Origin of the sequence: Lentisalinibacter sediminis (assembly GCF_040706615.1) — a bacterium.
In the GTDB taxonomy this organism is placed as follows: domain Bacteria; phylum Pseudomonadota; class Gammaproteobacteria; order Steroidobacterales; family Woeseiaceae; genus Lentisalinibacter; species Lentisalinibacter sediminis.
In genome coordinates this window covers 672,926-697,920 of the sequence record NZ_JAPDRF010000003.1, presented here as the reverse complement: position 1 = coordinate 697,920, position 24,995 = coordinate 672,926, and the positions used below count along the sequence as shown (strand labels likewise).

Annotated in this window: 22 protein-coding genes; 9 read left to right on the top strand and 13 right to left on the bottom strand. The window is 68.7% G+C overall.

The genetic code is table 11. The annotated features are described in order from the left end of the window. Positions 1-4: 4 nt before the first annotated feature. Positions 5-2,128 carry an LPS-assembly protein LptD gene (locus ACJMKX_RS08115; RefSeq protein ID WP_405223539.1) on the bottom strand — a complete coding sequence of 708 codons (2,124 nt, stop codon included), beginning with the start codon at positions 2,126-2,128 and terminating at the stop codon, positions 5-7. A gap of 284 nt (positions 2,129-2,412) precedes the next feature. Between ACJMKX_RS08115 and ACJMKX_RS08110 the strand changes: the two genes are divergently transcribed. Then, complete coding sequence (locus ACJMKX_RS08110; RefSeq protein ID WP_405223808.1) at positions 2,413-3,378, top strand: aminoglycoside phosphotransferase family protein; 966 nt, start codon at positions 2,413-2,415, stop codon at positions 3,376-3,378. A gap of 23 nt (positions 3,379-3,401) precedes the next feature. After that, positions 3,402-4,052: an N-acetylmuramate alpha-1-phosphate uridylyltransferase MurU gene (murU, locus tag ACJMKX_RS08105; RefSeq protein ID WP_405223806.1), complete on the top strand. Its 651-nt coding sequence runs from the start codon at positions 3,402-3,404 to the stop codon at positions 4,050-4,052. Positions 4,053-4,077: 25 nt separating this feature from the next. Here the strand turns inward: murU and lipB are convergent, their stop codons facing one another. From lipB to ACJMKX_RS08050, 11 genes are all read right to left on the bottom strand, one after another. Beyond that, positions 4,078-4,740, bottom strand: coding sequence for a lipoyl(octanoyl) transferase LipB (gene lipB / locus ACJMKX_RS08100; protein WP_405223538.1), 663 nt, complete (start codon positions 4,738-4,740; stop codon positions 4,078-4,080). Beyond that, positions 4,737-5,003 carry a YbeD family protein gene (locus tag ACJMKX_RS08095; protein WP_405223537.1) on the bottom strand — a complete coding sequence of 89 codons (267 nt, stop codon included), beginning with the start codon at positions 5,001-5,003 and terminating at the stop codon, positions 4,737-4,739. The genes lipB and ACJMKX_RS08095 overlap by 4 nt, the downstream gene beginning before the upstream one ends. After that, positions 4,996-5,871 (bottom strand): aminotransferase class IV, encoded by an 876-nt coding sequence (locus ACJMKX_RS08090; RefSeq protein ID WP_405223535.1) that lies wholly within the window; start codon positions 5,869-5,871, stop codon positions 4,996-4,998. Before ACJMKX_RS08090 ends, ACJMKX_RS08095 begins: the two co-directional genes overlap by 8 nt. A 30-nt stretch (positions 5,872-5,901) precedes the next feature. Next, the gene (locus ACJMKX_RS08085) at positions 5,902-7,092 is read right to left on the bottom strand and encodes a D-alanyl-D-alanine carboxypeptidase family protein (protein WP_405223533.1); all 1,191 of its coding nucleotides are present in this window, start codon (positions 7,090-7,092) and stop codon (positions 5,902-5,904) included. An 8-nt stretch (positions 7,093-7,100) separates the two neighbouring features. Continuing rightward, positions 7,101-7,970, bottom strand: a complete 870-nt coding sequence (locus tag ACJMKX_RS08080; RefSeq protein WP_405223531.1) for a septal ring lytic transglycosylase RlpA family protein — start codon at positions 7,968-7,970, stop codon at positions 7,101-7,103. Next, the gene (mltB, locus tag ACJMKX_RS08075; protein WP_405223529.1) at positions 7,957-8,979 is read right to left on the bottom strand and encodes a lytic murein transglycosylase B; all 1,023 of its coding nucleotides are present in this window, start codon (positions 8,977-8,979) and stop codon (positions 7,957-7,959) included. The genes ACJMKX_RS08080 and mltB overlap by 14 nt, the downstream gene beginning before the upstream one ends. 46 nt (positions 8,980-9,025) lie before the next feature. Further along, entirely contained in the window at positions 9,026-10,165 is a 1,140-nt protein-coding gene (gene rodA / locus ACJMKX_RS08070) for a rod shape-determining protein RodA (RefSeq protein WP_405223527.1), read from the bottom strand. 3 nt (positions 10,166-10,168) lie between these two features. Next, complete coding sequence (gene mrdA / locus ACJMKX_RS08065) at positions 10,169-12,103, bottom strand: penicillin-binding protein 2 (protein WP_405223525.1); 1,935 nt, start codon at positions 12,101-12,103, stop codon at positions 10,169-10,171. 3 nt (positions 12,104-12,106) lie between these two features. Next, positions 12,107-12,598, bottom strand: a complete 492-nt coding sequence (gene mreD / locus ACJMKX_RS08060) for a rod shape-determining protein MreD (protein ID WP_405223523.1) — start codon at positions 12,596-12,598, stop codon at positions 12,107-12,109. Beyond that, positions 12,591-13,481, bottom strand: coding sequence for a rod shape-determining protein MreC (gene mreC / locus ACJMKX_RS08055; RefSeq protein WP_405223521.1), 891 nt, complete (start codon positions 13,479-13,481; stop codon positions 12,591-12,593). The genes mreD and mreC overlap by 8 nt, the downstream gene beginning before the upstream one ends. A gap of 205 nt (positions 13,482-13,686) precedes the next feature. Next, a complete protein-coding gene (locus ACJMKX_RS08050; protein ID WP_405223519.1) occupies positions 13,687-14,730 on the bottom strand; it encodes a rod shape-determining protein in 1,044 nt (347 codons plus the stop codon). Between the two features lie 155 nt (positions 14,731-14,885). Here ACJMKX_RS08050 and gatC point away from each other — a divergent pair, with 155 nt between their 5' ends. The 7 genes from gatC (at position 14,886) to metH (ending at position 24,791) form a co-directional block, all read left to right on the top strand. Further along, positions 14,886-15,173 (top strand): Asp-tRNA(Asn)/Glu-tRNA(Gln) amidotransferase subunit GatC, encoded by a 288-nt coding sequence (gatC, locus tag ACJMKX_RS08045; protein WP_405223517.1) that lies wholly within the window; start codon positions 14,886-14,888, stop codon positions 15,171-15,173. A gap of 106 nt (positions 15,174-15,279) precedes the next feature. Then, the gene (gene gatA, locus ACJMKX_RS08040) at positions 15,280-16,734 is read left to right on the top strand and encodes an Asp-tRNA(Asn)/Glu-tRNA(Gln) amidotransferase subunit GatA (RefSeq protein WP_405223516.1); all 1,455 of its coding nucleotides are present in this window, start codon (positions 15,280-15,282) and stop codon (positions 16,732-16,734) included. A gap of 10 nt (positions 16,735-16,744) precedes the next feature. Further along, positions 16,745-18,184: an Asp-tRNA(Asn)/Glu-tRNA(Gln) amidotransferase subunit GatB gene (gatB, locus tag ACJMKX_RS08035; protein WP_405223514.1), complete on the top strand. Its 1,440-nt coding sequence runs from the start codon at positions 16,745-16,747 to the stop codon at positions 18,182-18,184. 18 nt (positions 18,185-18,202) lie between these two features. Then, complete coding sequence (gene hslO / locus ACJMKX_RS08030; protein WP_405223512.1) at positions 18,203-19,063, top strand: Hsp33 family molecular chaperone HslO; 861 nt, start codon at positions 18,203-18,205, stop codon at positions 19,061-19,063. A 141-nt stretch (positions 19,064-19,204) separates the two neighbouring features. Further along, positions 19,205-20,110, top strand: coding sequence for an ArsR/SmtB family transcription factor (locus ACJMKX_RS08025; protein ID WP_405223510.1), 906 nt, complete (start codon positions 19,205-19,207; stop codon positions 20,108-20,110). Between the two features lie 65 nt (positions 20,111-20,175). Next, positions 20,176-21,084 (top strand): methylenetetrahydrofolate reductase, encoded by a 909-nt coding sequence (gene metF, locus ACJMKX_RS08020; protein ID WP_405223804.1) that lies wholly within the window; start codon positions 20,176-20,178, stop codon positions 21,082-21,084. Positions 21,085-21,086: 2 nt separating this feature from the next. Next, complete coding sequence (gene metH, locus ACJMKX_RS08015; protein ID WP_405223508.1) at positions 21,087-24,791, top strand: methionine synthase; 3,705 nt, start codon at positions 21,087-21,089, stop codon at positions 24,789-24,791. Positions 24,792-24,803: 12 nt separating this feature from the next. Here the strand turns inward: metH and ACJMKX_RS08010 are convergent, their stop codons facing one another. Next, positions 24,804-24,980, bottom strand: a complete 177-nt coding sequence (locus tag ACJMKX_RS08010; protein WP_405223506.1) for a hypothetical protein — start codon at positions 24,978-24,980, stop codon at positions 24,804-24,806. Between the last annotated feature and the right edge of the window lie 15 nt (positions 24,981-24,995).

Below are 24,995 nucleotides of genomic sequence, written 5' to 3'. Positions count from 1 at the left end.
GTGTTCAGTCACGTGAATAGCCCAGAATACCACGTTCCAGGAGCTCGTCTGCAGGGTCTCCGACACTGGTCAGGCCCTTCAGTTCCAGCTGGATGGCGATGGACGAATCGGCGGTGCGGTCCCGGCGGCTGATGTAGCGGCGGGTGACGAGCCGGATGCTCCAGCAGCAGCTTTCGTACTCCACACCGACGAAGCGCTCGAGCGTCGTGTCATCGCGCAGGGAGTAGTTGTAGCGACCGACGAGATTCCAGCGCTCGCCCATCGGCCAGCTCCATGACACGTCCGCCTGCTCGATGGAGCCGCGGCGGAAACGGTAGGAGAAATTGAGCACCCGGTCGTCCTCCGGGCGGTACTGCAGCCGGATCTCCGAGCGCGTGGTCGTGTCGGTGTCCGAGTTCCACTGGTGGCCGAGGTCCAGGTTCCAGTTGCCGTACACGTCGAAGCCGAGCTCGGCGATGTAGTCCGACGAGTCGGCGGAGACGGGATCCAGCCCCGGCAGGGTCACGCCCTGGTCGCTCAGGTAGCGGGTCTGGCCGATGGTGGCGCGCAGCAGCTGGCGGCCGGTGGCCGCGTCGAACAGGCGCGTGGTCACGCCCAGGGCAATCTGGTCGGTATCGGCCAGCCGGTCCGGCCCGACGAAGCGGTTCTTGCGAAAGACCTGAACCAGGTTCAGGTCCGGCTCGATGGTGTCGAATACCGGCAGGTCCTGCTGGGCCGTGTAGGGCACGTGCACGTACAGCACCCGCGGCTCCAGCGTCTGTATCCAGCCCCGATCGTCGATGTTCCGCTCGAAGGTGGCCCCGGCGTCCACGCTGAACAGCGGCACCGTACGGCTCGGGGCGTCCCCGTCTCCCGGGGCCGTCTGGGTGAGGCCGTAGGCCGTGTGGTCCACCTCGATGCCGGGGCGCAGGTACAGTCCGGGCCGCTCGATCGAGTATTCGAAACGGGGCCGGGCGTTCAGCCGCCAGCCGGTGACGCCGGCGTCCCGGTCGAAATAGGCCAGCTCCGAGTCGATGCCCCACGACGGTCCCGTTCCCGTCGATGGCCAGTCGCCGGAGGCGATCAGCCGCGGCAGCTGGCGATAGGGCTCCTCCTCTGCGGTGATGGTCGAATCGATGGTCTGGAAGATGCGGAAGTCGGCGGCGAGGTACCAGTGTCGGCCCGGGTAGTCGAAGCGCAGGCTCTGGTTCAGGTGGGTGGTGCTGGCCTCGCTGAGGCTGCCGCCCAGATCCTCGAAATAGTTGTCGTCGGAGACGTTGCGCACGTCCAGAAGCGCCCGCCACCGGTCGGCGATGATGGTGCGATCCGCCAGGCGGAGGTAGACGCGGTCCTCGCCGGTCTCGTCGTCGCCGGGAAGATACTCGAGGTCGGCCGTGCCGTCGCTCGAGCCGGTGAGCACGCGCAGCTCGGTGTTGAGTTGCAGGCCCCGCCGGGTCAGCAGCCGCGGCGTGATGGTGGCGTCGTAGTTCGGGGCGATATTCCAGTAATAGGGGACGCTCACGTCCGTGCCGTTGCGCCCGCTGCTGCCGATGTCCGGGATCAGGAAGCCGGACTTGCGTGCCGGGCTGATCGGGAAAGACAGCCATGGGGCGTACAGGATCGGCACGCCCTGGAATTCCAGCTTCACGTCGCGGGCGGTGCCCACGCCCTCGGCCGTATCCAGCCGGATGCGATCGCCGAGCAGCTGCCAGTCGTCCTTGCCCGGCGGGCAGGTGGTGTAGCTCACGTCTTCGAGAGTAAGTAGCCCGGAGCGTTCGATCTGCAGCAGCCCGGCCTCGCCGCGGGAGCTGCGGGCGGCGAGGCCGAAGCGGGCGTCCTCGAAGCGGATCAGGCCCTCGTCGTAGCTGAAGCGGGCGAGGTCGCTCTCCACGTCCGCGTCGGGCCCGCCGTAGCGAACGGCGCCGGCGAGGCTGAGGGCACGCAGGGCAGGATCATAGTCGGCCTGCTCGGCCTCCAGCAGGAAGCCGGAGCGCTGCAGCCTCACGCCACCGCTCAGCGAGGCACCGCCGCCCAGCGCGAGCTCGGCCGCGCCGGCCTGCAGCCGCAGCTCCTTGTCGCCGGCTTCGGGATCAGCAGTCTCCGTCGAGACATCGGCCGTGGCGGCGTCCGTGGCGGACGGGGCCGCCACCGGGTCCGCCTGACAGTCCAGCCGATCCTGCGCGCGCGCAGGCAGAGAGGTCGCAACGAGCAGGCAGGCCATTGCGGCGAGGCGGAGCGTACTGGGCAGCAAGGTGGGATGAACTCGCTCGTGATTTTTTGCTACCTTCGCACAGTTTCCCGACCCCATCAAACCGGCCGATCCGCCGGCTGGCGCGGCCTCAGGGCCCCGTGGCGGTCCCGTAACGGAGTACCCCGGCATTGCGTGACGACAGGCTTCGCGAGCTCGAGGAATGGCTCGTCCGCGACTGCGGGATGACCGTCGACGACCTGCGGCCGGCATCGGCCGATGCGAGTTTCCGCCGCTACTTCCGGGTACGGAGCGGCGGTCAAAGCTACGTCGCGATGGATGCGCCGCCGGCGCGCGAGGACAGCGAACCGTTCCTGCGGATCGCCGGCTGGCTGCAGGCCATCGGGCTCACGGCACCGCGGGTCCTGCACGCTGACCTCGATGCCGGATTCCTGCTGCTCACCGATCTCGGCGACGAGCTCTATCTGCACCGCCTCGAGGCAGAGCCCGGCGAGGCCGACCGACTGTACGGAGCCGCCATCCGCGCGCTGGTGCGGCTGCAGCGCGGCGGCGCCCGCCATGTGGACGAGCTGCCGCCCTACGACCATGCGTTCCTGCATACGGAGATGGCATTGTTCCGGGACTGGCTCTGCCAGCGGCACCTCGGGCTCGACTGGTCCGTGGCCGATGCGACCGCCTGGCGCGAGGTCACGGAGCGGCTCGCCGCGAACGCCGTGGCCCAGCCAGCAGTATTCGTCCATCGGGACTATCACTCCCGCAACCTCATGGTGACCGCCGAACCGCCCGGCATCCTCGATTTCCAGGATGCCATGCACGGCCCCGTCACCTACGACCTGGTCTCGCTGCTGAAGGACTGCTATATCACCTGGCCGCGGCAGCGGGTCCTTGCCTGGGTGGACGTGTACCGTCAGGAGGCGCGTGCCGCGGGTCTGCGCGCCGGCGACGAGGCCGGCGACGAAGACGGGGGGTTCCTGCGCGCCTTCGACCTGATGGGCGTGCAGCGACATCTCAAGGCGGCCGGCATCTTCGCCCGGCTCTGGCACCGGGACGGCAAGCCCGGCTACCTGGCGGACGTGCCCCGCACGCTCGCCTACGTGGCCGAGCTCCGCGCCGACTATCCGGAACTCGAGTGGCTCTGCGCCCTGATTGCCGAGCGGGTGCTGCCCGCGCTGCCGGGGCGCGCCCCGTGAGCGCGACGCGGACGACACGGGCAATGATCCTGGCGGCCGGTCGCGGCGAGCGGCTGCGGCCGCTGACGGACACCGTGCCCAAACCGCTGGTGGAGGCGGGCGGCGAGACGCTGATCGAGCGCCACATCCGCGCGCTGGCCCGCGCCGGTGTCACGGAGATTGTGATCAACCTGGCCTGGCTCGGCGGGCAGATCGTCGACAGGCTGGGGCAGGGCAGCCGCTACGGCGTCACCCTTGTCTTCAGCGCGGAGGGAGAGACGGCCCTCGACACCGGCGGCGGCATCCGCCGGGCGCTGCCGCTGCTGGGCGCCGAGCCGTTCTGGGTCGTGAATGCCGATATTTATACCGACTACGACTTCGGCCGAATGCCGCCCCTGGACGATGCAGTGGCGTGGCTGGTGCTGGTGCCGAACCCGGAGCACAACCCGCGGGGCGACTTTTCCCTTCAGGGCGGCCTGGTGGGCGGCGGCGGCCGGCGCCATACCTACTCGGGCATCGGCCGCTATCGGGCGGAATTCTTCGACGGTGTGGAGGAGGGCATTTTCCCGCTCGCGCCGCTCATCCGTGAGCACGCGGCCGCCGGGCGGGTCCGCGGCGAACTCTACACGGGTGCCTGGCACGATCCGGGCACGCCGGCCCGCCTGGCGGCGATGCGCCGGCGGCTGGCGCGCTAGGACGCAGAGGGTCCCGGGGCGGGGCCTACTCTGCGGCGGGTGCTCCGAAGCCCAGTTCCTCGCACAGCGGTTCGAGCAGCAGGTCCGCCACCTGATCCAGGTCGGCGGGTCCGCCCAGACGCGCCAGGTCGGTCATCTCGAGGCCCTGGTAGCCGCAGGGGTTGATCCGGGAGAAGGGCTCCATGTCCATGTCCACGTTCAGTGCCATGCCGTGGTAGCTGGCGCCGCGGCGGATACGCAGGCCGATGCTCGCCAGTTTGCGGCCGTCCACGTAGACGCCGGGTGCGTCGCGTCGGCCCGCCGCCTCGACGCCGAACGGCGCCACCATCCTGATCACCGCGGTCTCCAGTGCGCAGACCAGCCGGCGCACCCCGATGCCGGCGCGGCGGATATCGATCAGCGGGTAGATCATGAGCTGCCCCGGGCCGTGATAGGTGACCTGGCCGCCCCGGTCGATGTGCACCACCGGGATGTCCCCGGGCGCGAGGACGTGCTCGCGGCTGCCGGCGAGGCCCAGCGTGAAGACCGGCGGGTGCTCGGTGAACCAGATCTCGTCGCCCGTGTCGGCGTCGCGTTCGTCGGTGTGCCGCTGCATCGCCTGCCAGAGCGGCTCGTAGTCGCGCCGGCCCAGGCGCCGCACGGCAAGTGTGCGGCCGCCGTCGCGGGCGATGACCGGTTCAGCCGTCACAGGACCACCAGCACCCGCTCGTGATTGCTCAGCCGCCGGTACAGCGAGTCGAGCTGCGCGCGGCTCTCCGCACGCACGGTGACCGTGACGGAGAGGAAACGGCCGTTGCGACTCGGCTGGGTGGTCACCGCGCCGGCGGGCAGCGGCCCGACTTCCGCCTCGACGATGGCCACGGCCTCGCTGCGGAAGTCGTCGTCCTCGTCCCTGCCCATGACCTTGATGGGGAAATCGCAGGGGAACTCGAGGAGGCTGTCCTCATGCATGGGTCTCGGCTCTCTGCCCGTGGTGTGTCTGCTGGTAGCTGCGGAACAGGCGCCGCCACAGCGGCCCCGGCGCGCCCGTGCCGATGGTGATGTCATCGACCCGGCCCACGGGCACGAGTTCCCGACTGCTGGCGAGCATGATGACCTCGTCGGCCTCCAGCAGCTCCTGCACCGTGAAGCGCCGCCGCGCGCGCGGGATGCCCTCGGACTCGGCGACCGCCCAGGCCAGCTGCAGCGTCACGCTCGGTAGCACCGAGGGATCCGGCGGCGGCGCCAGCAGGGTGTCGCCGGTGACGATTGCTATCGTGCTGGCGGCCCCTTCGGTGATCCAGCCGTCCCGGTGCAGGATGGCCTCCGCCGCGCCGCGTTCCGCGGCCTCCTGGCGCGCGAGCACGTTGGCCAGCAACGAGTTGGACTTGATGTCGCAGCGGGCCCAGCGTTGGTCCGGCGCCAGCGCGGCGTTCACCCCGGTCGGATAATCGGTCTCCCTGGGCGGCCGCCAGGGCATGGCCATGGCCAGCACCGTCGGTTCCGTGTCCGCCGGGAAGCGGTGATCCCGGCCGGCATCGGCGCCGCGGCTCACCTGCAGATACAGGAACATGTCGCCGCCGCCGTTGGCCTCCACCAGACGCGCGAATATGCGCCGCCAGCCGGACTCGTCGGCCGGGTTGCGGATGCCGATGGCGCTCAGGCTGCGGTCCAGGCGCGCCAGGTGCCCGGACTCGCCCACTACGCAGCCGCCGCACACCGGCATGGCCTCGTAGACCGCGTCGCCGAAGAGAAAGCCCCGGTCCAGGGGTGATATCCGCGCCTGCGCGGCCGGGACGATATCCCCGTCGAGCCACACATTGGGCAGTATTTCAGCCATCGTCCACGCGCGCGCCCACCGGGCGCGTCCTCATTCGAACCAGAGCATGACCTCGTCGCTGAGGCGCTGCCAGAACGTGCCTTCGGCGACGGGGGCGAGGGCGGCCAGTGGCATCGCAGCCAGCAGCTGATCGTCCAGCTCGATGCGCAGTTCGCCCAGCGTCTGGCCCTCGGCCACCGGGGCGATCACCGTCGCCGGCATCTCCACCAGCGGCTGCAGCCTGTCGTAGGTGCCCCGCGGAATGGTGACGAACAGGTCGCGGGAGACGCCCAGCTGAGCGGCCTCGACGGCGCCCTTCCACACCTTCGCCGTCTCCACGACGTCGCCTGCGGCGAACAGCCGGTGGGTCTCGAAGAAGCGGAAGCCGTAATTGAGCAGGGCCTGACTCGCATCGGTGCGCACCCGCGAACTCGGCGATCCCATCACCACCGAGATCAGCCGCATGTCGTCCCGCACCGCGGAGGCCACCAGGCAGTAGCCGGCGGCGTCCGTGTGACCGGTCTTGAAGCCGTCCACGGTCGGGTCGCGCCAGAGCAGCCGGTTGCGGTTGCGCTGGGTGATCTCGTTGTAGGTGAACTCCCGCACCGAGTACCAGCGGTAGTACTCCGGGAAGTCGTTGATGAGAGCGCGGGCCAGCGTGGCCATGTCGCGCGCCGTCGTGTAATGGTTCTCGCCGGGCAGGCCGGTGGCATTCTCGAAGTGGCTGCCAAGCATGCCCAGCTCCTGGGCGTAGCGGTTCATCATTTCGGCGAACACTTCCTCGGAGCCGGCGATGTGCTCGGCGAGCGCCACGCTCGCATCGTTGCCGGACTGCACGATCATGCCCATCAGCAGGTCCTGGATGCTCACGCGGGAGTTGATCTCGATGAACATGCGGGAGCCGGGCGTGCGGTAGGCCTTGCGGCTGACCGCGGCTTCCTCCTCGAGGGTGATGAGGTCGTCGCGCAGCGCATGGAACACCACGTAGGCGGTCATGAGCTTGGTCAGGCTCGCCGGCGCCACCCGCTTGCCCGCCTCCCGATCTGCGAGCACCGTGCCGCTGTCTGCGTCGACGAGTACGTAGCTCGCCGCGTTCAGCTGCGGTGGGGCGGGTATGGGGATATCCGGGAGCGCCGCCGCGGCCGGCAGCGGCGCGAGGAAGCACAGGATCGGGACGACGATCGACAAGAGGAGATTGGCGCGCCGGCGTCCGCGCGCCGTCGGGGGCTGTATGAAGCTCATGGCACAGTCTATTCGATAATCATGTGGACGCTGTCGATGCCGAGGGAAGCGAGCCTGGCGACGGTGGCGTCATAGGCTTCCACCGACGGGATCGGCCCCACCCGCACCCGGTACAGCCGGCGCTCTTCGGTCCTGTCCTCGAAGATGAACGCATCGGGAAAGTCGTTGGCCAGCAGCCTGCCGTGCATGCGCTCGGCATTCTCGCGCTGGCTGAAAGCGCCGACCTGCGCATATAGTACCGGCGCGTCGCCCGTCTGTCCCGCCGCAGGCGCCGGGGCGGCGGCGTCCTCGGGCGGGAGGCTCTCGGCCGGCGCCGCAGCCGGGGCGGCCGCCGTCATGATGTCGCCGGTGGCGGCGCCGTCGAACGTGATCGCGCGTACCTCCACCAGCCCCGTCCCGTCCCCCACGATGTCGAGTTCCTGCGCCGCCGCGTAGGAGAGATCGATGATGCGGTTGGCGACGAACGGGCCCCGGTCGTTGACCCGCACGAGGATGCTGCGGCGGTTGCGCAGGTTGGTCACCTCCACCCAGGTGGGCAGCGGCAGCGTCTTGTGGGCGGCCGTGAACGCGTGCATGTCGTAGGGCTCGCCGGAGGAGGTGCGACGGCCGTGGAACTTGGTGCCGTACCAGGAGGCGACACCGCGTTCCCTGTAACCGTCGGCGGTGGCCAGCACATGGTAGCGTTTGCCGAAGACCTCGTAGGAATCCGGATTGCCGTAGCGGCTCTTCGGCTCGGGCGCCGGTATGGTCGGCGGCACGCGGACGTCGGCCCGCGCGGCCGGCGGCGGGCCGTCCTGCCGGGGGCCGGTGCCGGTGCAGGCGGCCACCACTAAGGCCGCCGCCATCACCGCCGCCGTCCTGAGCTCAGGTCTGCGCATCACCGGCTCCGTCCGCGACGGCCAGCGCGATCTCCCGGCCGAGCTGCCACACCGCCAGCGCGTACATGGCGCTGCGGTTGTAGCGGGTGATCACGTGGAAATTGTGGAAACCCACCCAGAGCTGCTCGGCGTCCTCGCCCTCCATGCGCAGCAGCCGCGCGGCTGCCTCGCCGGGCAGCGCCGTCGAGAAGACGATGCCGCCGGCGCTCAGCCTGGCGACCGTGGTGTCCGTGTCCAGCCCCTTGTCGCCGGCGGGCTCGCCGGACCAGGCCGAACCGGTGGTGGCGCGGACGAAGACCGGCTCGCCGGCTCGCCAGCCGTGGGCCTTGAGATAATTTGCGACGCTGCCGAACACGTCGCTCCAGTCCGTCCAGAGGTCGCGCAGCCCGTCCGCACTCGCGTCCACCGCATAGGCCCGATAGCTGGACGGCATGAACTGGGGCGCGCCCATGGCGCCCGCATAGGAGCCCAGCGCGGTATCGACGTCGACCCGCTCCTCGCGCGCCAGCAGCAGGAACTGCTCGAGTTCCCTGCGGAAGAACGGACTGCGCGGCGGGTAGTCGAAAGCCAGTGTCGCCAGTGCGTCCAGCACCCGGTAGCGCCCCGTGATGCGGCCGAAGTAGGTCTCGACGCCGATGATGGCGACGATGATCTCCGGGTCCACGCCGGTCTCGCGGCCGACGCGTGCGATCTCCTCGGCATGCTCGCGCCAGAACGCGGCGCCGGCCTCGATGCGCTCCGGGGTAAGGAAGATCGCGCGGTACTCGTGCCAGGGCTTCACCTTCTCCGCCGGCCGGCTGATGGCGTCCAGGATCGGCTGCTGCGTCTCGGCAGCGCCCAGGGTGCGCTCGACCTCGGCCCGGTCGAAGCCGTGGCGCTCGGCCACTTCGTCGATGAACATGGCCACGTCCGCGCGGGAAGTGTCCAGCGCCCGGGCCGGCGAAGCCGTCAGACCCGCGAGGGCCGCGAGAGCGGAGAGCAGGCAGAGAGAGCGGATCACTGGGCGCATGTCCTGTCCGGCGTTTCCTGGCAGCGTCTGTACATCTGTCGTGGACCTACCGAGGCAGGAGTTTGCGGTGGGTGTGGATGGACATGAGGATACCGAAACCCGCCATGAGCGTCACCATGGAGGTACCGCCGAAACTGACCAGCGGCAGCGGCACGCCCACCACCGGGATGAGGCCGCAGACCATGGCCGTATTCACGAATACGTAGACGAAGAAGGTCAGGCTGATGCTGCCGGCCAGCAGCCGCGAGAAGGTGTCCTGGGCATTGGCGGCGATGTAAAGGCCGCGGGCGACCACGAACAGGTACATCGTCAGCAGCGCCAGCACCCCCAGCAGCCCGAATTCCTCGGACAGAACGGCGAAGATGAAATCGGTGTCCTTCTCCGGCAGGAACTCGAGCTGGGCCTGGCTGCCGTTGGTCCAGCCCTTGCCGAACAGTCCGCCGGAACCGATGGCGATCTTGGACTGGATGATGTTGTAGCCGGCGCCGAGGGGGTCGCTCTGGGGGTCGAGCAGGGTGAGTACCCGCTGGCGCTGGTAGTCGTGCATGAAGTGCCACAGCACCGGCATGGTGGCGACGGCGAGCGCGCCCAGTGCCAGGATGTGGCCGAACGACATGCCGGCGAGCAGCACCACCAGCACGCCGGCCGCGACGATCAGCAGCGCGGTGCCGAGATCGGGCTGCACGGCGATCATCAGGGCGGGCAGGACGATCATGGCGCCGATCACGACGAGATGGCCGAGCCGCGGCGGCAGCGGCCGGTCGTGCAGGAATGCGGCGACCATCATCGGCACCGCCAGTTTCATGATCTCCGACGGCTGGAAGCGCACGCCGATGTCCAGCCAGCGCTGCGCCCCCTGGCCTACTTCGCCGAGCACCAGTACCAGGGCCAGCAGGGTGAGTCCGGCGAGATAACCCCAGGGCGTCCAGCGCCGCAGCAGCGCCGGCGAGAGCTGGGCGACGATCACGAGCGCCAGCATGGCGAGTCCGAGGCGTATGATCTGGCGCAGCAGCAGGTCCGGGTTCTGTCCCACGGCGCTGTACAGCACGAACAGACCGAACCCGCAGATGACGCCCAGCCCGGCGAGCAGGGGGCCGTCCAGGTGCAGGTTGGCGAGCAGCTGACCGATGCCGCCGAGGGGGCGGCGCTCCGCGAACAGGGCATTCTCACGGAATAACGTACCCATCGGTCAGTCCTCCGTCGGCGCGGCGTTCGCCACCGGCGCCTCGCCGGGCGGGATGGGCTGCCGACCCCGGGCTGCGGTCTGGCCGCGCTCCTCCAGCAGCCACTTGTCCATCATGGCGCGGGCGATGGGCGCGGCCACCCGGCTGCCGCTGGAGCCGTTCTCCACGATGACCGATACGGCGATGCGGGGTTCCTCGAGCGGGGCGAACGCGATGAACAGGGCATGGTCGCGCAGCCGCTCGTCGATCTCGTCCTCGTTGTACTCCTCGTCCTGGCCCACGCTGAACACCTGGGCCGTGCCGCTCTTGCCGGCCATCGGGTAGGGCGCATCCATTCCCACCGCCCGCGCGGTGCCGTTCTCGCCCTGGAGCACGTCGCGCATGGCGTTGATGACCACCTCCCAGTGCAGGGGGTCGTGCATGCCAACCGGCGGGAGCGGCTCGGGCTCGAACGGATGGAACTCGCCGTCCAGCGGGTGTTCCCAGCCCAGCGCCAGGTGCGGCCGGTAGCGCTCGCCGCGCGTGGCGACGGCGGCGGTCGCCACGGCGAGCTGCAGCGGCGTCGTGAGCATGTAGCCCTGGCCGATCGAGGCGATGACCGTTTCGCCCGGGAACCAGACCTGGTTGGCGCGGCTGGAGAACTTCTCCCGCTTCCAGGCCCGGGACGGTACGACGCCCGCGGTCTCGCCGGCAATGTCGATGCCCGTGCGGTTGCCAAGGCCGAAGCGGGTGAGATAGTCGTGCATCGTGTCGATGCCGAGCTCGGTCGACATCTCGTAGAAGTACACGTCGCAGGATTCGGTGATGGCGTCGTGCAGGTTGACGAGGCCGTGGGTCTTCCAGTCGCGGTAGCGGTGCGTGCTGCCGGGCAGCGAGAAATGGCCGGAACAGCGCAGGCTGTGGTCCAGGTCGGAGACACTCTCCTCCAGCGCGGCGAAGCCGAGCATGGGCTTGATGGTGGAGCCCGGCGGGTAGCGGCCGCGGATCGCCCGGTTGAACAGCGGCTGGTCCGGGTGGGTGCTCAGCGCACGGAACTCCGCGGGCTTCAGGCCCGCAGCGAATGCGTTGGGGTCGAAGCCGGGCGTGCTAACCAGCGCCAGCACCTCGCCGTTGCGGGGGTCCAGTGCCACCACCGCGCCGCGTCTGCCGGCCATGGCCTCTTCGGCGAGCAGCTGCAGCTCGATGTCCAGGCTGACATAGACGTTCGCGCCCGGCCGGGGCTGCTCGCCGGGCACCTGGCCGAGCATGCGGCCGCGCGCGTTGGCGATCACCTGACGGTGGCCGACATCGCCGTGCAGCAGCTCCTCGAAACGCTGCTCGATGCCGGTCTTGCCGTACTGGGTGGTGCCCGCGTAGGCGGCCGGGTCTTCCAGCCGCTCCAGCTCCTCCTTGCTCAGCCCGCCGACGTAACCGACGGCATGCACCGCGGCGCTGTCGAAAGGGTAGTGCCGCATCAGTCGCGCGCGGATGTCGACGCCCGGGAAGCGCGGGCGCGCGATGGCGAAATGCGCCAGCTCCTCTTCCTCCAGCCGGTAGCGCAGCGGAATGGGCGTGAAGCGCTGGTTCGTGCCCAGCAGCGTGTGGATGCGGGGCAGGTCCTCCTCGGCCAGCAGTCCCTCCTCGATCAGCGCGGCCAGGGTCGCATCCACGTCCTCCACCTGCTCGGGCACGAGCTCGAGCTGGTAGGTGGGCACGTTCTCGGCCAGGATGACGCCGCGCCGGTCGTAGATCAGGCCACGGGTGGGCGGCACCGGTTCGATGCGGATGCGATTGCCCTGGGACAGGTCCGCGAAATACTCATGCTCGATCACCTGCAGCTGGACCAGGCGGCCGACGACGAGCCCCATCAGGCCGAGCGCGACCACCACCGCGAGGATCACGCGGTTCAGGAACATCCGCTGCTCGGCACCCGAGTCCTTGATGGGAGCGCGTCTGCGCATCGTCTACCTCGTCACCGTCATCTGCTGGCGCACGCCGTTGAAGAACAGCATCAGCGGCGGCCACAGCAGTGCGCCGATGATGACGGAACCCCAATAGTCCATGAGATCGGATGCGACGCCGGCGGTTCCGTTGATCCAGAACAGGATGAACTGGTACAGCGCGAGCAGGGCCATCACCGTAGCCGCCAGCTGCCAGATGGGGAACACCCGCAGACGCAGGTGGAATCGGAGCGGGAAGTAGATCATCACGGTCAGCGCCAGCGCATGCTGACCGAGCAGCGTGCCCTGCGCCACGTCGAGCAACAGGCCGCTGATCCAGGCGGTCAGCAACCCGAACACCCGCGGGAAGGCAAGGGCCCAGTAGATCAGCGTCAGCGCGACCCAGTCCGGCCGGAACGGTTCGACGAGCTCCGGCAGCGGCATGATGGAGAGCAGCAGCGCCGCCAGCAGGCAGAACCACACCGGCCAGCGTTCCAGGGCCACGGCGTCACTCATCGGCCGCCTCCGTCGCCGCTTCGCCCGCGGGGTCCGCGGCGCCGGCCGCGTCCTCGCCGGATTCGTCCGCCACCTGCGTCTCCGGTTCGCCCGGCCAGATCAGCAGTACCTCGCGCACCTGGTTCAGCGCAGTGGCGGGCCGGGCGCGGATAGTGGCGAAGGACTCGGCCGGGTTCGGCGTGACCTCGGTGACCTCGCCCACCGGATAGCCTGCCGGGAAGGCACCGCCGAGCCCGGAGGTGACCAGCAGGTCGCCGGGCCGGATGTCGGCATTGTTCGGCAGGAACGGCAGATCGAGCCGGTTGTACTCGCCCGTGCCGACGGCGATGGTGCGCAGCCCGTTCCGGTTCACTTCCACCGGCAGCGCATGATCGGGGTCGCTGATCAGCATGGCCTCGGAGGTGAAGGGGCCGACGTGCATAATCTGGCCCACGACACCGGTGGCGTCGATGATGGCCTGGCCCTCGTAGGCATCTTGCCGGCGGCCCTTGTCGATGACGATGTCGTGGCGGTAGGGGTTAGCGTCGACGGCCATGATCTCGGCCACCCGCACCCGGTCGCCCACCCGGGTAGTGGTCTGCAGCATCAGGCGCAGCCGCGCGTTCTCGGATTCCAGCGCCGCCATCTGCTGCAGCTTGGCGCGGATGGCCAGACGTTCGGCCTTCAGCCGGTTGTTTTCCCGCTGCAGATCGCTGCGGCTGATGCCGCTCTCGCGGGCCCATCCGAATGCCTCGGCGGGCAGCGCGACGATGACCTGCAGTGGATAGATGGCGGTGGCGATGGCCCGGCGCACGGCGTCCAGGTGATTCTCCCGGTGGTCGACCACCAGCGCGATGACGCTCAGCAGCACGAGCGCCAGCGTACGGGCGCCGAGCGAGCGCATCGGTGCCGTTCTTCGCTGGGTGTCAGACTGAGCTGTCGCCATGCCCCTGAATGATAAGCATGATAGGGATAATACGGATGATATAAGGGTCCGGGATTGCCCGCCGGCCTTCCGTGCCGCCGGGCTCCGGTTCCCCGGCCGCCGGCCGTGCAGGGCTGTTCACTGGGCGGCGACGGTCGATGCGGCCGCCGCGCTCACGGACGGCTCAGTCCAGGCCGAAGACGGCCGGTCCGTGCTCGTCCATGAGTTCGAGCACCCGGCCTCCGCCGCGTGCCACGCACGTCAGCGGGTCGTCGGCGATGACCACGGGCAGCCCGGTCTCTTCCATGAGGAGCTTGTCCAGATCCTTCAGCATGGCGCCGCCGCCGGTGAGGACGATGCCCCGCTCGGCCACGTCGGCCCCGAGTTCCGGCGGGGTCTGCTCCAGCGCCTCTTTCACGGCTCCCACGATGCCCTGCAGGGGTTCCTGCAGCGCTTCCAGGATCTCGTTGCTGTTCAGCGTGAAGCTCCGCGGCACGCCTTCGGACAGGTTGCGGCCCTTCACCGAGATCTCCTTGACCTCCTGGCCGGGATAGGCGGAGCCGATCTCGTGCTTGATCCGTTCGGCCGTGGCCTCGCCGATCAGGATGCCGTAATTACGGCGTACATAATTGGTGATGGCCTCGTCGAAGCGGTCACCGCCCACCCGCACGGAGGAGGCATAGACGATGCCGTTCAGGGAGATCACGGCCACCTCGGAAGTGCCGCCGCCGATGTCGAGCACCATGGAGCCGCGCGCCTCGTGCACGGGCATGCCGGCGCCGATGGCCGCCGCCATCGGTTCCTCGATGAGATAGACCTTGCGGGCGCCGGCGCCTTCGGCGGACTCTCGGATGGCCCGACGCTCTACCTGGGTGGACCCGTAGGGCACGCACACCAGCACCCGGGGGCTCGGCGCGAAGAAGCGGTTGCCGTGCGCCTTCTTGATGAAGTGCTGCAACATCTTCTCCGTCACGGTGAAATCAGCGATGACGCCGTCTTTCAGCGGACGGATTGCGGTGATGTTGCCGGGCGTGCGCCCCAGCATACTCTTGGCTTCGGTACCGACGGCCTCCACGCTCCGGCCGCCGCGGCCGGACTCTTCCCGAATGGCTACTACCGACGGCTCGTTGAGCACGATGCCATGCCCGCGGAGATAGATCAGTGTGTTCGCTGTCCCGAGATCGATGGAAAGGTCGTTGGAGAAATAACCCAGAAGACTCTTCAGCATTGTCGGGCAAAATCCCGCGGATCAAGGCAAAAAGCTACTCTAGCAACGGGGACGACATTGGGCAAGACGGCGTGTATCATTTCCTGTTTGGCGCTGCGGTGGCAGGTGCCGACCCTATCGACAACGATACACGTGTCACAGACCGGAGCCTTGCGGTGTCCCTGACTCGAGAGCAAGTGGAACATATCGCGACTCTCGCGCGACTGGAGTTCGACGAGGCGGAAATACCCGACTTCGTCGACAAGCTGGGCAGCATCGTCGATTTCGTGGACCAATTGCAACAGGCAGACACGGATTCGGTGCAACCGATGGCCCACCCACTGGACCAGATCCAGCGGCTGCGCCCGGACGAAGTGACGGAGCGAGTCGATCGGGACGAGTATCAGAAGAACGCATCGGCGGTGGCCGACGGCATGTATCTGGTGCCCAGGGTCATAGAATAAGGGTCGGCGAACAGCTGTCGCCGTACGGGTCGGCGGCTGCGCGATCCAAACGATCCAGTCAGACTGTCCGGAAGAATCATCGTCCAACCTTTGCCGAGTCACGACCATGCATGAGCTGTCACTCGCCGCGATACGGCACGCGCTCGAGGCGGGCGAGTTCACCGCCGCGGAACTCGTCGACGCGCTGCTCGAGCGTATCGGCGCCCACGACGGCACGCTGAACAGCTTCATTACGGTGACCGGGAACGAGGCGCGGGCTGCTGCCGCCGAGTCCGACCGCCGCCGTGCGGCCGGCGAGGCGCGTCCGCTCGAGGGCCTGCCCATCGCCCACAAGGACATCTTCTGCACCGCCGGCGTGCGCACCAGCTGTGGCTCGCGCATGCTCGACAACTTCGTCTCTCCGTATGACGCCACGGTGGTCGAGCGGCTGAAGGCGGCCGGCGTCATCATGCTCGGCAAGACCAACATGGACGAGTTCGCCATGGGCTCGTCCAACGAGACCAGCTGGTACGGCCCGGTCGCCAACCCCTGGGATACGGCGCGCTCGCCCGGCGGCTCCTCCGGCGGCTCGGCCGCGGCGGTGGCCGCGCGGCTGGTGCCGGCGGCAACCGGCACGGACACCGGCGGCTCCATCCGTCAGCCGGCGGCACTGACCGGTATTACGGGGCTGAAGCCCACCTACGGCCGGGTCTCCCGCTGGGGCATGATCGCGTTCGCCTCCAGCCTGGACCAGGCCGGCACGCTGACCCGCAGCGCGGAGGACGCGGCGCTGCTGCTCGGTGCCATGGCCGGCTTCGATCCGCGGGATTCCACCTCCGTGGACGAGCCGGTGCCGGACTACGTGGCCGGGCTGGATCAGCCGCTGGAGGGCCTCACCGTCGGGCTCGCGCGCCAGTTCTTCGACGACGGCCTGGAGGCCGACAACGAGGCGGCGCTGCGCACGGCCATCGGCGAGCTGGAAGGCCTCGGGGCGAGCGTGCGGGAGATCGACCTGCCGAATATCGGCCTGTCGGTGCCCACCTATTACGTCGTGGCGCCGGCCGAGTGCTCGTCCAACCTGTCGCGCTTCGACGGCGTGCGCTTCGGCTATCGCGCCGAAGACCCGAAGGACCTCATGGATCTGTATTGTCGCAGCCGGGCCGAGGGTTTCGGCGCGGAGGTGAAACGCCGCATCATGACCGGCACCTACGTCCTTTCCGCCGGCTACTACGACGCCTATTACCTGAAGGCCCAGAAAGTGCGCCAGCTCATCAGCGAGGATTTCCGCCGCGCTTTCGCCGACGTGGACCTCATCGCCGGGCCGACCACGCCGACGCCGGCTTTCGAACTGGGCGCGAAGACCGACGATCCCATCACCATGTACCTGAACGACATCTACACCATCGGCGCGAATCTGGCGGGGCTGCCCTGCCTGTCGGTCCCCTGTGGTTTCTCCGGCGGGCTGCCGGTGGGCCTGCAGCTGATAGGACCGGCGTTCGGCGAGGAGCGCCTGCTCGCGTGCGCGCACCAGTATCAGGGCGTCACCGACTGGCACCGGCGGGCGCCGGCGCACTACGAGTGAGGAGGCGCCCATGAGCTGGGAGACGGTCATCGGCCTGGAGATCCACGCGCAGCTCGCGACGGAGAGCAAGATCTTCTCCGGCGCGCCCACCCGCTACGGCGCGGAGGCGAACACCCAGGCCTGTCTGGTGGATCTGGGCTACCCGGGCGTGCTGCCGGTATTGAACCGGGGTGCGGTCGCGATGGCGGTGAAATTCGGTCTGGCCGTCGGCGCCACCATCGCGCCGCGCAGCGTCTTCGCCCGCAAGAATTACTTCTATCCTGACCTGCCGAAGGGCTACCAGATCAGCCAGTACGAGCTGCCGATCGTCACCGGCGGTTCGCTGGAGATTGTCACGGAAGACGGCGAGGTGCGCCGCATCGGCCTCACCCGGGCGCACCTGGAGGAGGACGCCGGCAAGTCCGTGCACGAGGGTTTCGAGCGCCTCACCGGCATCGACCTGAACCGGGCGGGCACGCCGCTGCTCGAGATCGTCTCCGAGCCCGAGCTGCGCTCGGCGAAGGAAGCCGCGGCCTACATGAAGGCCATGCACACCCTGGTCCGCTATCTCGACATCTGCGATGGCAACATGCAGGAGGGCTCGTTCCGCTGCGATGCCAACGTCTCCGTGCGGCGCAGCGGGGACGAGAAGCTCGGCACCCGCACCGAGCTGAAGAACCTGAACTCGTTCCGTTTCCTCGAACGCGCGATCAACTTCGAGGTGGAGCGCCAGATCGAGGTGCTGGAGGACGGCGGCGCCGTCGTGCAGGAGACCCGCCTGTACGATGCCGAGCGGGACGAGACCCGGCCGATGCGCACCAAGGAAGAGGCCAACGACTACCGCTATTTCCCGGACCCGGACCTGCTGCCGGTGGAGATCGACGAGGCGCTCATCGAGACGGTACGGGAGACCCTGCCGGAGCTGCCGGATGCCAAGCGCCGGCGGCTGGGCGAGCAATACGGCGTCAAGGCGGACGATGCCGTGGTGCTGGCCGGTTCCCCGGCGCTCGCCGATTATTTCGAGGCGGTGGCGGCCGCCGGCGGCAGCGACGGCCAGGCCGTGGCCAACTGGGTGCTCGGCGAACTCTCCGCGGCGCTGAACCGGGACGGCCTGGATATCATGGCGAGCCGAATCGTGCCGGCCGGTCTGGCGCAACTGCTCGATCGCATCGCCGACGGCACCCTGTCCGGCAAGCTCGCCAAGCAGGTCTTCGAGGCCATGTGGGCGGGCGAGGGCGATGCGGACGCGGTCATCGGGGCGAAAGGGCTGAAGCAGATTACCGACAGCGGCGAGATACAGCGCATCGTGCAGGAAGTGCTGGCCGCCAACCCGGAGCAGGTGGAGCAATACCGGGGCGGCAAGACCAAGGTGATCGGGTTCTTCGTCGGCCAGGTGATGAAGGCAACGAAGGGCAAGGCCAACCCCGGCGAGGTCAATCGCCTGCTGAAAGCCGCGCTGGATGGGGACTGACGCGCGTTGAGCCGGGACGTGCTGCAACCATTCCTGTTCGAGCATCTGCCGGTGCGCGGTGCGCTCGTGCATCTCGCCGAGACCTGGCGGGAGCTGTCCGGCACCCACGATTACCAGCCGCCGGTCGGCCGGGTCCTCGGCGAGGCCAGCGCGGCCGCCGCGCTCATCGCCAACTCGCTGAAGTTCGACGGCCAGCTCACGCTGCAGCTTTCCGGCGACGGGCCGCTCGAGCTGCTCGTCGTCCAGTCCACCAACGAGCTGCACCTGCGCGGCATGGCGCTGGCGCGGGACGTGTCGCCGGAGGCCGGGTTCGCGGAACTCTCGCGGGGTGCGCGCTGCGCGATGACGGTGGAGTCGAGCGTGCTGGCCGACCGCTACCAGGGCATCGTCGATGCGAGCGGCGAGTCGCTCGCCGCCTGCCTGGAGGGCTACTTCGAGCGCTCGGTGCAGCTGCCGACCCGCCTGTGGCTGATGGCCGACGGAGACTGCGCAGCCGGGCTGCTGCTGCAGCGGGTGCCCGACGCGGCGGCGCCCCTGCCGGAGGATGACTGGCGGCGCCTGGGATTCATGGCCGATACGCTGAGGCTGGACGAGATGCGGGGCGGCATCGGCACGGAGCTGCTCGGCAAGTTGTTCGCCGAAGACGACGTGCGGGCCTTTCGGCCGCGCACTACCCGGTTCGAGTGCCGCTGTTCCATCGAGCGGGTCGAGCGTGCGCTGCGCCTGCTGGGTGAGGATGAGGTGCGCGAGACGCTGGAGGAGCAGGGCGAGATCCGGGCCACCTGCGAATTCTGCAACCGGGAGCGCCGGCTCGACGCGATCGACGTCGAGCGCCTGTTCTCTGTCGGCGGCCAGCGGGCATCGTCCCGCATCCACTGACGCGGCGCGGGCCCTTCGCGCTCCGTCGCCCTTTTATCCCCCTTATTTCAAATTGGTCGAGACAGCGCCGGGAAGGTGCGCTAGACTGGTTGGCAATAAAGATAAAGATATCTTTATATATTGAATCTTTTGGAGCCTACCGTGGCGGATCCCTTCGAGGAAACCCTGCGAGCGCTGAAGGCGGTGGCCGAGCCCACCCGCCTGCGTCTGCTGGCGCTGTGCCATCGGGGGGAGAGCACCGTCTCCGAGCTGGTGCGTGTGCTCGGCCAGAGTCAGCCGCGCATCTCCCGCCACCTGAAGCTGCTCTGCGAAGCGGGCCTGCTGGAACGTTTCCGGGACGGCCACTGGATCTACTACCGCACCCCCGCCTCGGGCCCCGGCGCCGTGCGCGTGCGCAAGCTGCTGGAACTGGTGCCGGCCGAGGCGCCGGAGCTCGCCCGGGATGCGGAACTCGCGGAGGCCGAGCGGCGGGCGGCCGTCGAGCCGGAAGCAGCGCCGCTGACCGAGGCGGAGCGCGGGCTGCACCGGGCCGTGCTGGATACGGTGCTGACGGCGCCGGTTGGTCGCCTGCTGGATATCGGTACCGGCAGCGCGCGCATGCTCAAGCTGCTCGGCCGCCGCGCCAGCCGGGCGGTGGGCGTCGACATCGACGGCGACCTGCGCCGTCAGGCGCGGGCCGAACTGGCCGTGGCCGGTCTCGGCAATTGCACCATCCGTGCCGGCGACGCGCATCGGCTGGACTTCGCCGACGACACGTTCGACACGGTCATCCTGGACGAGGTACTCGGCCATTCGCGCACCCCGGAGCAGGCGGTGGCCGAGGCCGCGCGGGTGCTGGCGCCCGGCGGGCGGCTGCTCCTGATCGAGCCGCTCGCAGGCGGCTCGGCCGAAGAGAGTGTTGGAGCCTCCGCCGAGGCCCGGGCGCGCTGGATCGCCCGGCTGGCCGGAGAAGCCGGACTCGCCCTCGGCCGGCCGCGCCCGGTGCCGGCGCGACAGCCGGCCTGGCTGGTTTCCGTCGCAACGTCGGCACAACGGCAGGTCGCCTGAAAGATCGAAAACCGAAGGATCGAGACTGAAGGATCCGGAACTCAAGGATCAATGAAATCATGGCAATGACACAGACACCCATCACACCCGGGCCGGCTGCCGGAGGTAGCGTCCCGGACGTCGCGGTCTCCTTCGAGTTCTTCCCGCCTGGCAGCGAGAAGATGGAGCAGACGCTGTGGCGCTCGATCGAGCGGCTCGCGCCGCTGCGCCCCCGCTTCGTCTCCGTCACCTACGGCGCCGACGGTTCCACCCGGGAGCGCACCCACGGCATCGTCAGCCGCATCCTGCGCGAGACCGACCTGACGGCGGCGCCGCACCTCACCTGCGTCGGTGCGAGCCGTGGCGAGATCGACGACATCGCCCGCCGGTACTGGGACATCGGCGTGCGCCACATCGTGGCACTCAGGGGCGACCCGCCGAAGGACAGTGACGGCTACACGCCCCATCCCGAGGGCTATGCCTACGCGGCGGACCTGGTGGCAGGTCTGAAGCGGGTGGCCGACTTCGACGTCTCCGTGGCGGCCTATCCGGAGGTGCATCCGGAGGCGCCGTCCGCCGCCTTCGACCTGGACAACCTGAAGCGAAAACTGGACGCCGGCGCAAGCCGCGCCATCACCCAGTTCTTCTTCGACATCGAGGACTTCCTGCGCTTCCGCGACCGTTGCGCGGCTGCACGCGTCACCGCGCCGATCGTTCCCGGCATACTGCCGATCACCCGCTTCCCCCAGCTGCAACGCTTCGCCGAGGGCTGCGGGGCGACGGTGCCCGACTGGCTGGTGCACCGCTTCGACGGTCTGGACGACGACGAGGAGACGCGCCAGCTCATCGCCGCCAGCGTGGCCATCGAGCAGGCCCGCGAACTCGAGCGCTACGGCGTGCGCGAATTCCACTTCTATACCCTGAACCGCTCCGAGCTGACCTACGCCATCTGCCATGCGCTGGGCGTGCGTCCGCAGCGCGCGACGGCGGCCTGACCATGAGCAGCACCCGATTCGAACGCCTGGAGGCACTGCTCGCCGAGCGCATCGTGCTCCTGGACGGTGCCATGGGCACCATGATCCAGAGCCATTCCCCGTCCGAGGAAGACTATCGGGGCGAGCGCTATGTCGACTGGGAGCGTGATCTCAAGGGCAACAACGATCTGCTGACGCTGACCCGGCCCGGGCTCATCCGTCAGATCCACCGTGACTTCCTGGAGGCCGGCGCGGACGTGATCGAGACGAACACGTTCAACTCCAACGCTCCCTCGCAGGCCGACTACGGCATGGAATCTCTCGTGCGCGAGCTGAACGTGGCCGCGGCGCGGCTGGCCCGGGACGTTGCCGGCGAGTTCGAGGCCGCCGACGGCCGTCCCCGCTTTGTCGCCGGCGTGCTCGGGCCGACCAATCGCACGGCGTCCCTGTCGCCGGACGTGAACGACCCCGGCAAGCGCAACATCCGCTTCGGCGAACTGGTGGAGACCTATGCCGAGGCGGCGCGCGCGCTCATGGAAGGCGGCGCGGACTTCCTGATGGTGGAGACCATCTTCGATACGCTGAATGCGAAGGCCGCGCTGTATGCGGTCCGCGAGATCGAGCGGGAGCGCGGCGGCCGCATCCCGGTGATGATCTCCGGCACCATCACCGATGCCTCGGGCCGCACCCTGTCCGGCCAGACCACCGAGGCGTTCTGGAACTCGGTGCGCCACGCCCAGCCATTCCTGATCGGGCTGAACTGCGCACTGGGCGCCGCCGATCTCCGGCCCTACGTCGCCGAGCTGTCGCGGGTGGCCGATACGCGTGTGAGCGCGCATCCGAACGCCGGACTGCCCAACGAGTTCGGCGAGTACGACGAGACGCCGGAGGAGATGGCTGCGGTCGTGCGCGAGTTCGCGGAGTCCGGGCTGGTGAATCTGGTCGGCGGCTGCTGCGGCACCACGCCGGAGCACATCCGCCGCCTGCGCGAGGCCATCGAGGGCATCCCGCCACGGGCCGTGCCGGAGATCCCGCCGGAGTGCCGCCTGTCCGGACTGGAACCGCTGAACATCGGCCCGGACGACCTGTTCGTGAACGTGGGCGAGCGGACCAACGTCACGGGTTCCGCGAAGTTCCGCAAGCTGATCGAGGCCGGCGATTACGCAACGGCCGTGGACGTGGCCAGACAGCAGGTGGAGAACGGCGCCCAGGTCATAGACGTCAACATGGACGAGGGCATGCTGGACTCCGAGGTGGCCATGGTCACGTTCCTCGATCTGATCGCGTCCGAGCCCGACGTGGCCCGGGTGCCGATCATGGTGGACTCGTCGAAGTTCAGCGTCATCGAGGCGGGACTGCGCTGCATCCAGGGCAAGCCTGTCGTGAACTCCATCAGCCTGAAAGAGGGCGAGGCGGAGTTCGTCGAGCAGGCCCGGCGGGTGCGCGACTACGGCGCGGCGGTCATTGTCATGGCCTTCGACGAGGACGGCCAGGCTGACACGGTGGAGCGCAAGCTCGAGATCTGCCAGCGGTCGTACCGGATACTGACGGAACGGGTCGGCTTCCCGGCCGAGGACATCATCTTCGACCCGAACATTTTCGCGGTGGCCACGGGCATCGAGGAGCACAACGGCTACGGAATCGCCTTCATCGAGGCGACCCGCCGCATCAAGGCGGAACTGCCGCATGCGCTCGTGAGCGGCGGGGTCTCCAACGTCTCCTTCTCGTTCCGCGGCAACAATCCGGTGCGCGAGGCCATCCACTCCGTGTTCCTGTATCACGCCATTCGCGCCGGTATGGACATGGGCATCGTCAACGCGGGCCAGCTCGCCATCTACGAGGACCTGCCGGGCGAACTGCGCGAGGCGGTCGAGGACGTGGTGCTGAACCGCCGCGACGACGCCACCGACCGCCTGCTGGCGATCGCGGAGAAATACCGGGGCGACGGCAGCGGCCGGAAGCCGACGACCGATCTCGGCTGGCGCGAGTGGCCGGTGGAGAAGCGTCTCGAGCACTCGCTGGTCAAGGGCATCGACGAATACGTCATCGAGGACACGGAAGCCGCGCGGCTCGCAGCCACCCGGCCGCTGGACGTGATCGAGGGCCCGCTCATGGACGGCATGAACGTGGTCGGCGACCTGTTCGGTGACGGCAAGATGTTTCTGCCGCAGGTGGTGAAGTCGGCACGCGTCATGAAGAAGGCGGTGGGCCACCTGATCCCCTATATCGAGGAGGAGCAGGACGGCGAGTCGCGCTCCAACGGCACGATAGTCATGGCCACGGTGAAAGGCGATGTCCACGACATCGGCAAGAACATCGTTGGCGTCGTGCTCCAGTGCAATAACTTCGAGGTGATCGATCTCGGCGTGATGGTGCCGGCGGAGAAGATCCTGGAGACGGCGCGCCGGGAAGGCGCCGACATCATCGGCCTGTCCGGCCTCATCACGCCTTCGCTGGACGAGATGGTGAACGTTGCCTCCGAGATGCAGCGCCTCGGCTTCACCGTCCCGCTACTGATCGGCGGCGCGACCACGTCGCCGGCGCACACCTCGGTGAAGATCGATCCCCGTTACGAGGGTCCGGTCATCTACGTGAAGGACGCCTCGCGCTCGGTGGGCGTGGCCCAGTCGCTGGTGGGCGAGGGGCGTGACGCCTTCGTGCAGAAGATCAAGGCCGACTGCGCGCGGCGGCGTGAGATGCATGCGGGCAAGACCCGGCAGGCACCGGAGCTGGGCCTGGCGGACGCCCGTCGGCGGCGTCACGCGATCGACTGGCAGGGCTACCGGCCGCCCGCTCCCGACGCGCTGGGGGTGCGCACCCTAGAGCGCATACCGCTGGCGACGCTGGTCGACTACATCGACTGGATGCCGTTCTTCAACGCGTGGGAGTTCCGCGGCCGCTTCCCCGCCATCCTCGACGACCCGGAAGTGGGGGAGACGGCCAGCTCGCTGTACGCCGATGCCCGCGCGATGCTCCTGCGCATCATCGACGAGGACTGGCTGGAGTGCCGCGCGGTCATCGGCTTCTTCCCGGCGGCCTCGGTGGGCGACGACATTGCTATCTATCCGGAAGCCGGCGGTGCGGAACCGCTGGCGAGGTTCCATCACCTGCGCCAGCAGAAGAAGAAGCGCGACGACCAGCCCCAGGAGTGTCTGGCGGATTTCGTCGCCCCGGCGGACAGCGGCCGGCAGGACTATGTCGGCGCCTTCGCCGTGAGCGCCGGCTTCGGCATCGACGAGCACGTGCAACGTTTCGAGGCCGACCACGACGACTATTCCTCGATCATGCTGAAGGCGCTTGCGGACCGTCTTGCGGAGGCAGGTGCCGAGTATCTGCACGAGCGGGTGCGCAGGGAGTACTGGGGCTACGCGCCGGATGAGTCACTCGACAACGACGCACTGATCGCCGAGGAATACCGGGGCATCCGCCCGGCGCCGGGTTATCCCGCCTGCCCGGATCACACCGAGAAGCTGACCCTGTGGCAGGTACTGGAAGTCGAGCAGCGCATCGGCATGCGGCTGACCGAGTCCATGGCCATGCTGCCGACGGCCTCGGTGAGCGGTCTGTACTTCGCCCACCCCGAGGCGCACTACTTCACGGTGGGCAAGATCGGCCGCGACCAGGTGGCGGACTACGCAAGGCGCAAGGGTATGAGCCTCGCGGAGGCCGAGCGGTGGCTCGCGCCCTCTCTCGGCTACGAGCCGGACACGGAGGACGAGGCCGCCTGATGGCGCCGTTCGTCAGCCGGAGCGCATCGGTCTCGCATTCGAGACCGCGCTGGCGACCGGGCTCCCTGTACCTTTGCTGCGGCGGAGCCGCTCCTTTCTCAAGGTGTACAACTGCCACAGCGGTGCGCCCAACAGAACGCCGAACGTCAGCAGCAATTTGCCGAGGATCATGAGTTCCCCGCCTTCCATCCGTCCGCAGCACTC

Coding starts and splice junctions, on each gene's coding strand:
- ACJMKX_RS08080 (WP_405223531.1), bottom strand. CDS start 7,970: ATGCGCAGACCTGAGCTCAGGACGGCGGCGGTGATGGCGGCGGCCTTA.
- ACJMKX_RS08085 (WP_405223533.1), bottom strand. CDS start 7,092: ATGAGCTTCATACAGCCCCCGACGGCGCGCGGACGCCGGCGCGCCAAT.
- gatB (WP_405223514.1), top strand. CDS start 16,745: ATGAGCTGGGAGACGGTCATCGGCCTGGAGATCCACGCGCAGCTCGCG.
- gatA (WP_405223516.1), top strand. CDS start 15,280: ATGCATGAGCTGTCACTCGCCGCGATACGGCACGCGCTCGAGGCGGGC.
- ACJMKX_RS08110 (WP_405223808.1), top strand. CDS start 2,413: ATGACCGTCGACGACCTGCGGCCGGCATCGGCCGATGCGAGTTTCCGC.
- mreD (WP_405223523.1), bottom strand. CDS start 12,598: ATGAGTGACGCCGTGGCCCTGGAACGCTGGCCGGTGTGGTTCTGCCTG.
- ACJMKX_RS08095 (WP_405223537.1), bottom strand. CDS start 5,003: ATGCATGAGGACAGCCTCCTCGAGTTCCCCTGCGATTTCCCCATCAAG.
- rodA (WP_405223527.1), bottom strand. CDS start 10,165: ATGGGTACGTTATTCCGTGAGAATGCCCTGTTCGCGGAGCGCCGCCCC.
- ACJMKX_RS08010 (WP_405223506.1), bottom strand. CDS start 24,980: ATGGAAGGCGGGGAACTCATGATCCTCGGCAAATTGCTGCTGACGTTC.
- metF (WP_405223804.1), top strand. CDS start 20,176: ATGACACAGACACCCATCACACCCGGGCCGGCTGCCGGAGGTAGCGTC.
- metH (WP_405223508.1), top strand. CDS start 21,087: ATGAGCAGCACCCGATTCGAACGCCTGGAGGCACTGCTCGCCGAGCGC.
- mrdA (WP_405223525.1), bottom strand. CDS start 12,103: ATGCGCAGACGCGCTCCCATCAAGGACTCGGGTGCCGAGCAGCGGATG.
- ACJMKX_RS08090 (WP_405223535.1), bottom strand. CDS start 5,871: ATGGCTGAAATACTGCCCAATGTGTGGCTCGACGGGGATATCGTCCCG.
- mltB (WP_405223529.1), bottom strand. CDS start 8,979: ATGCGCCCAGTGATCCGCTCTCTCTGCCTGCTCTCCGCTCTCGCGGCC.
- mreC (WP_405223521.1), bottom strand. CDS start 13,481: ATGCGCTCGCTCGGCGCCCGTACGCTGGCGCTCGTGCTGCTGAGCGTC.
- ACJMKX_RS08050 (WP_405223519.1), bottom strand. CDS start 14,730: ATGCTGAAGAGTCTTCTGGGTTATTTCTCCAACGACCTTTCCATCGAT.
- murU (WP_405223806.1), top strand. CDS start 3,402: ATGATCCTGGCGGCCGGTCGCGGCGAGCGGCTGCGGCCGCTGACGGAC.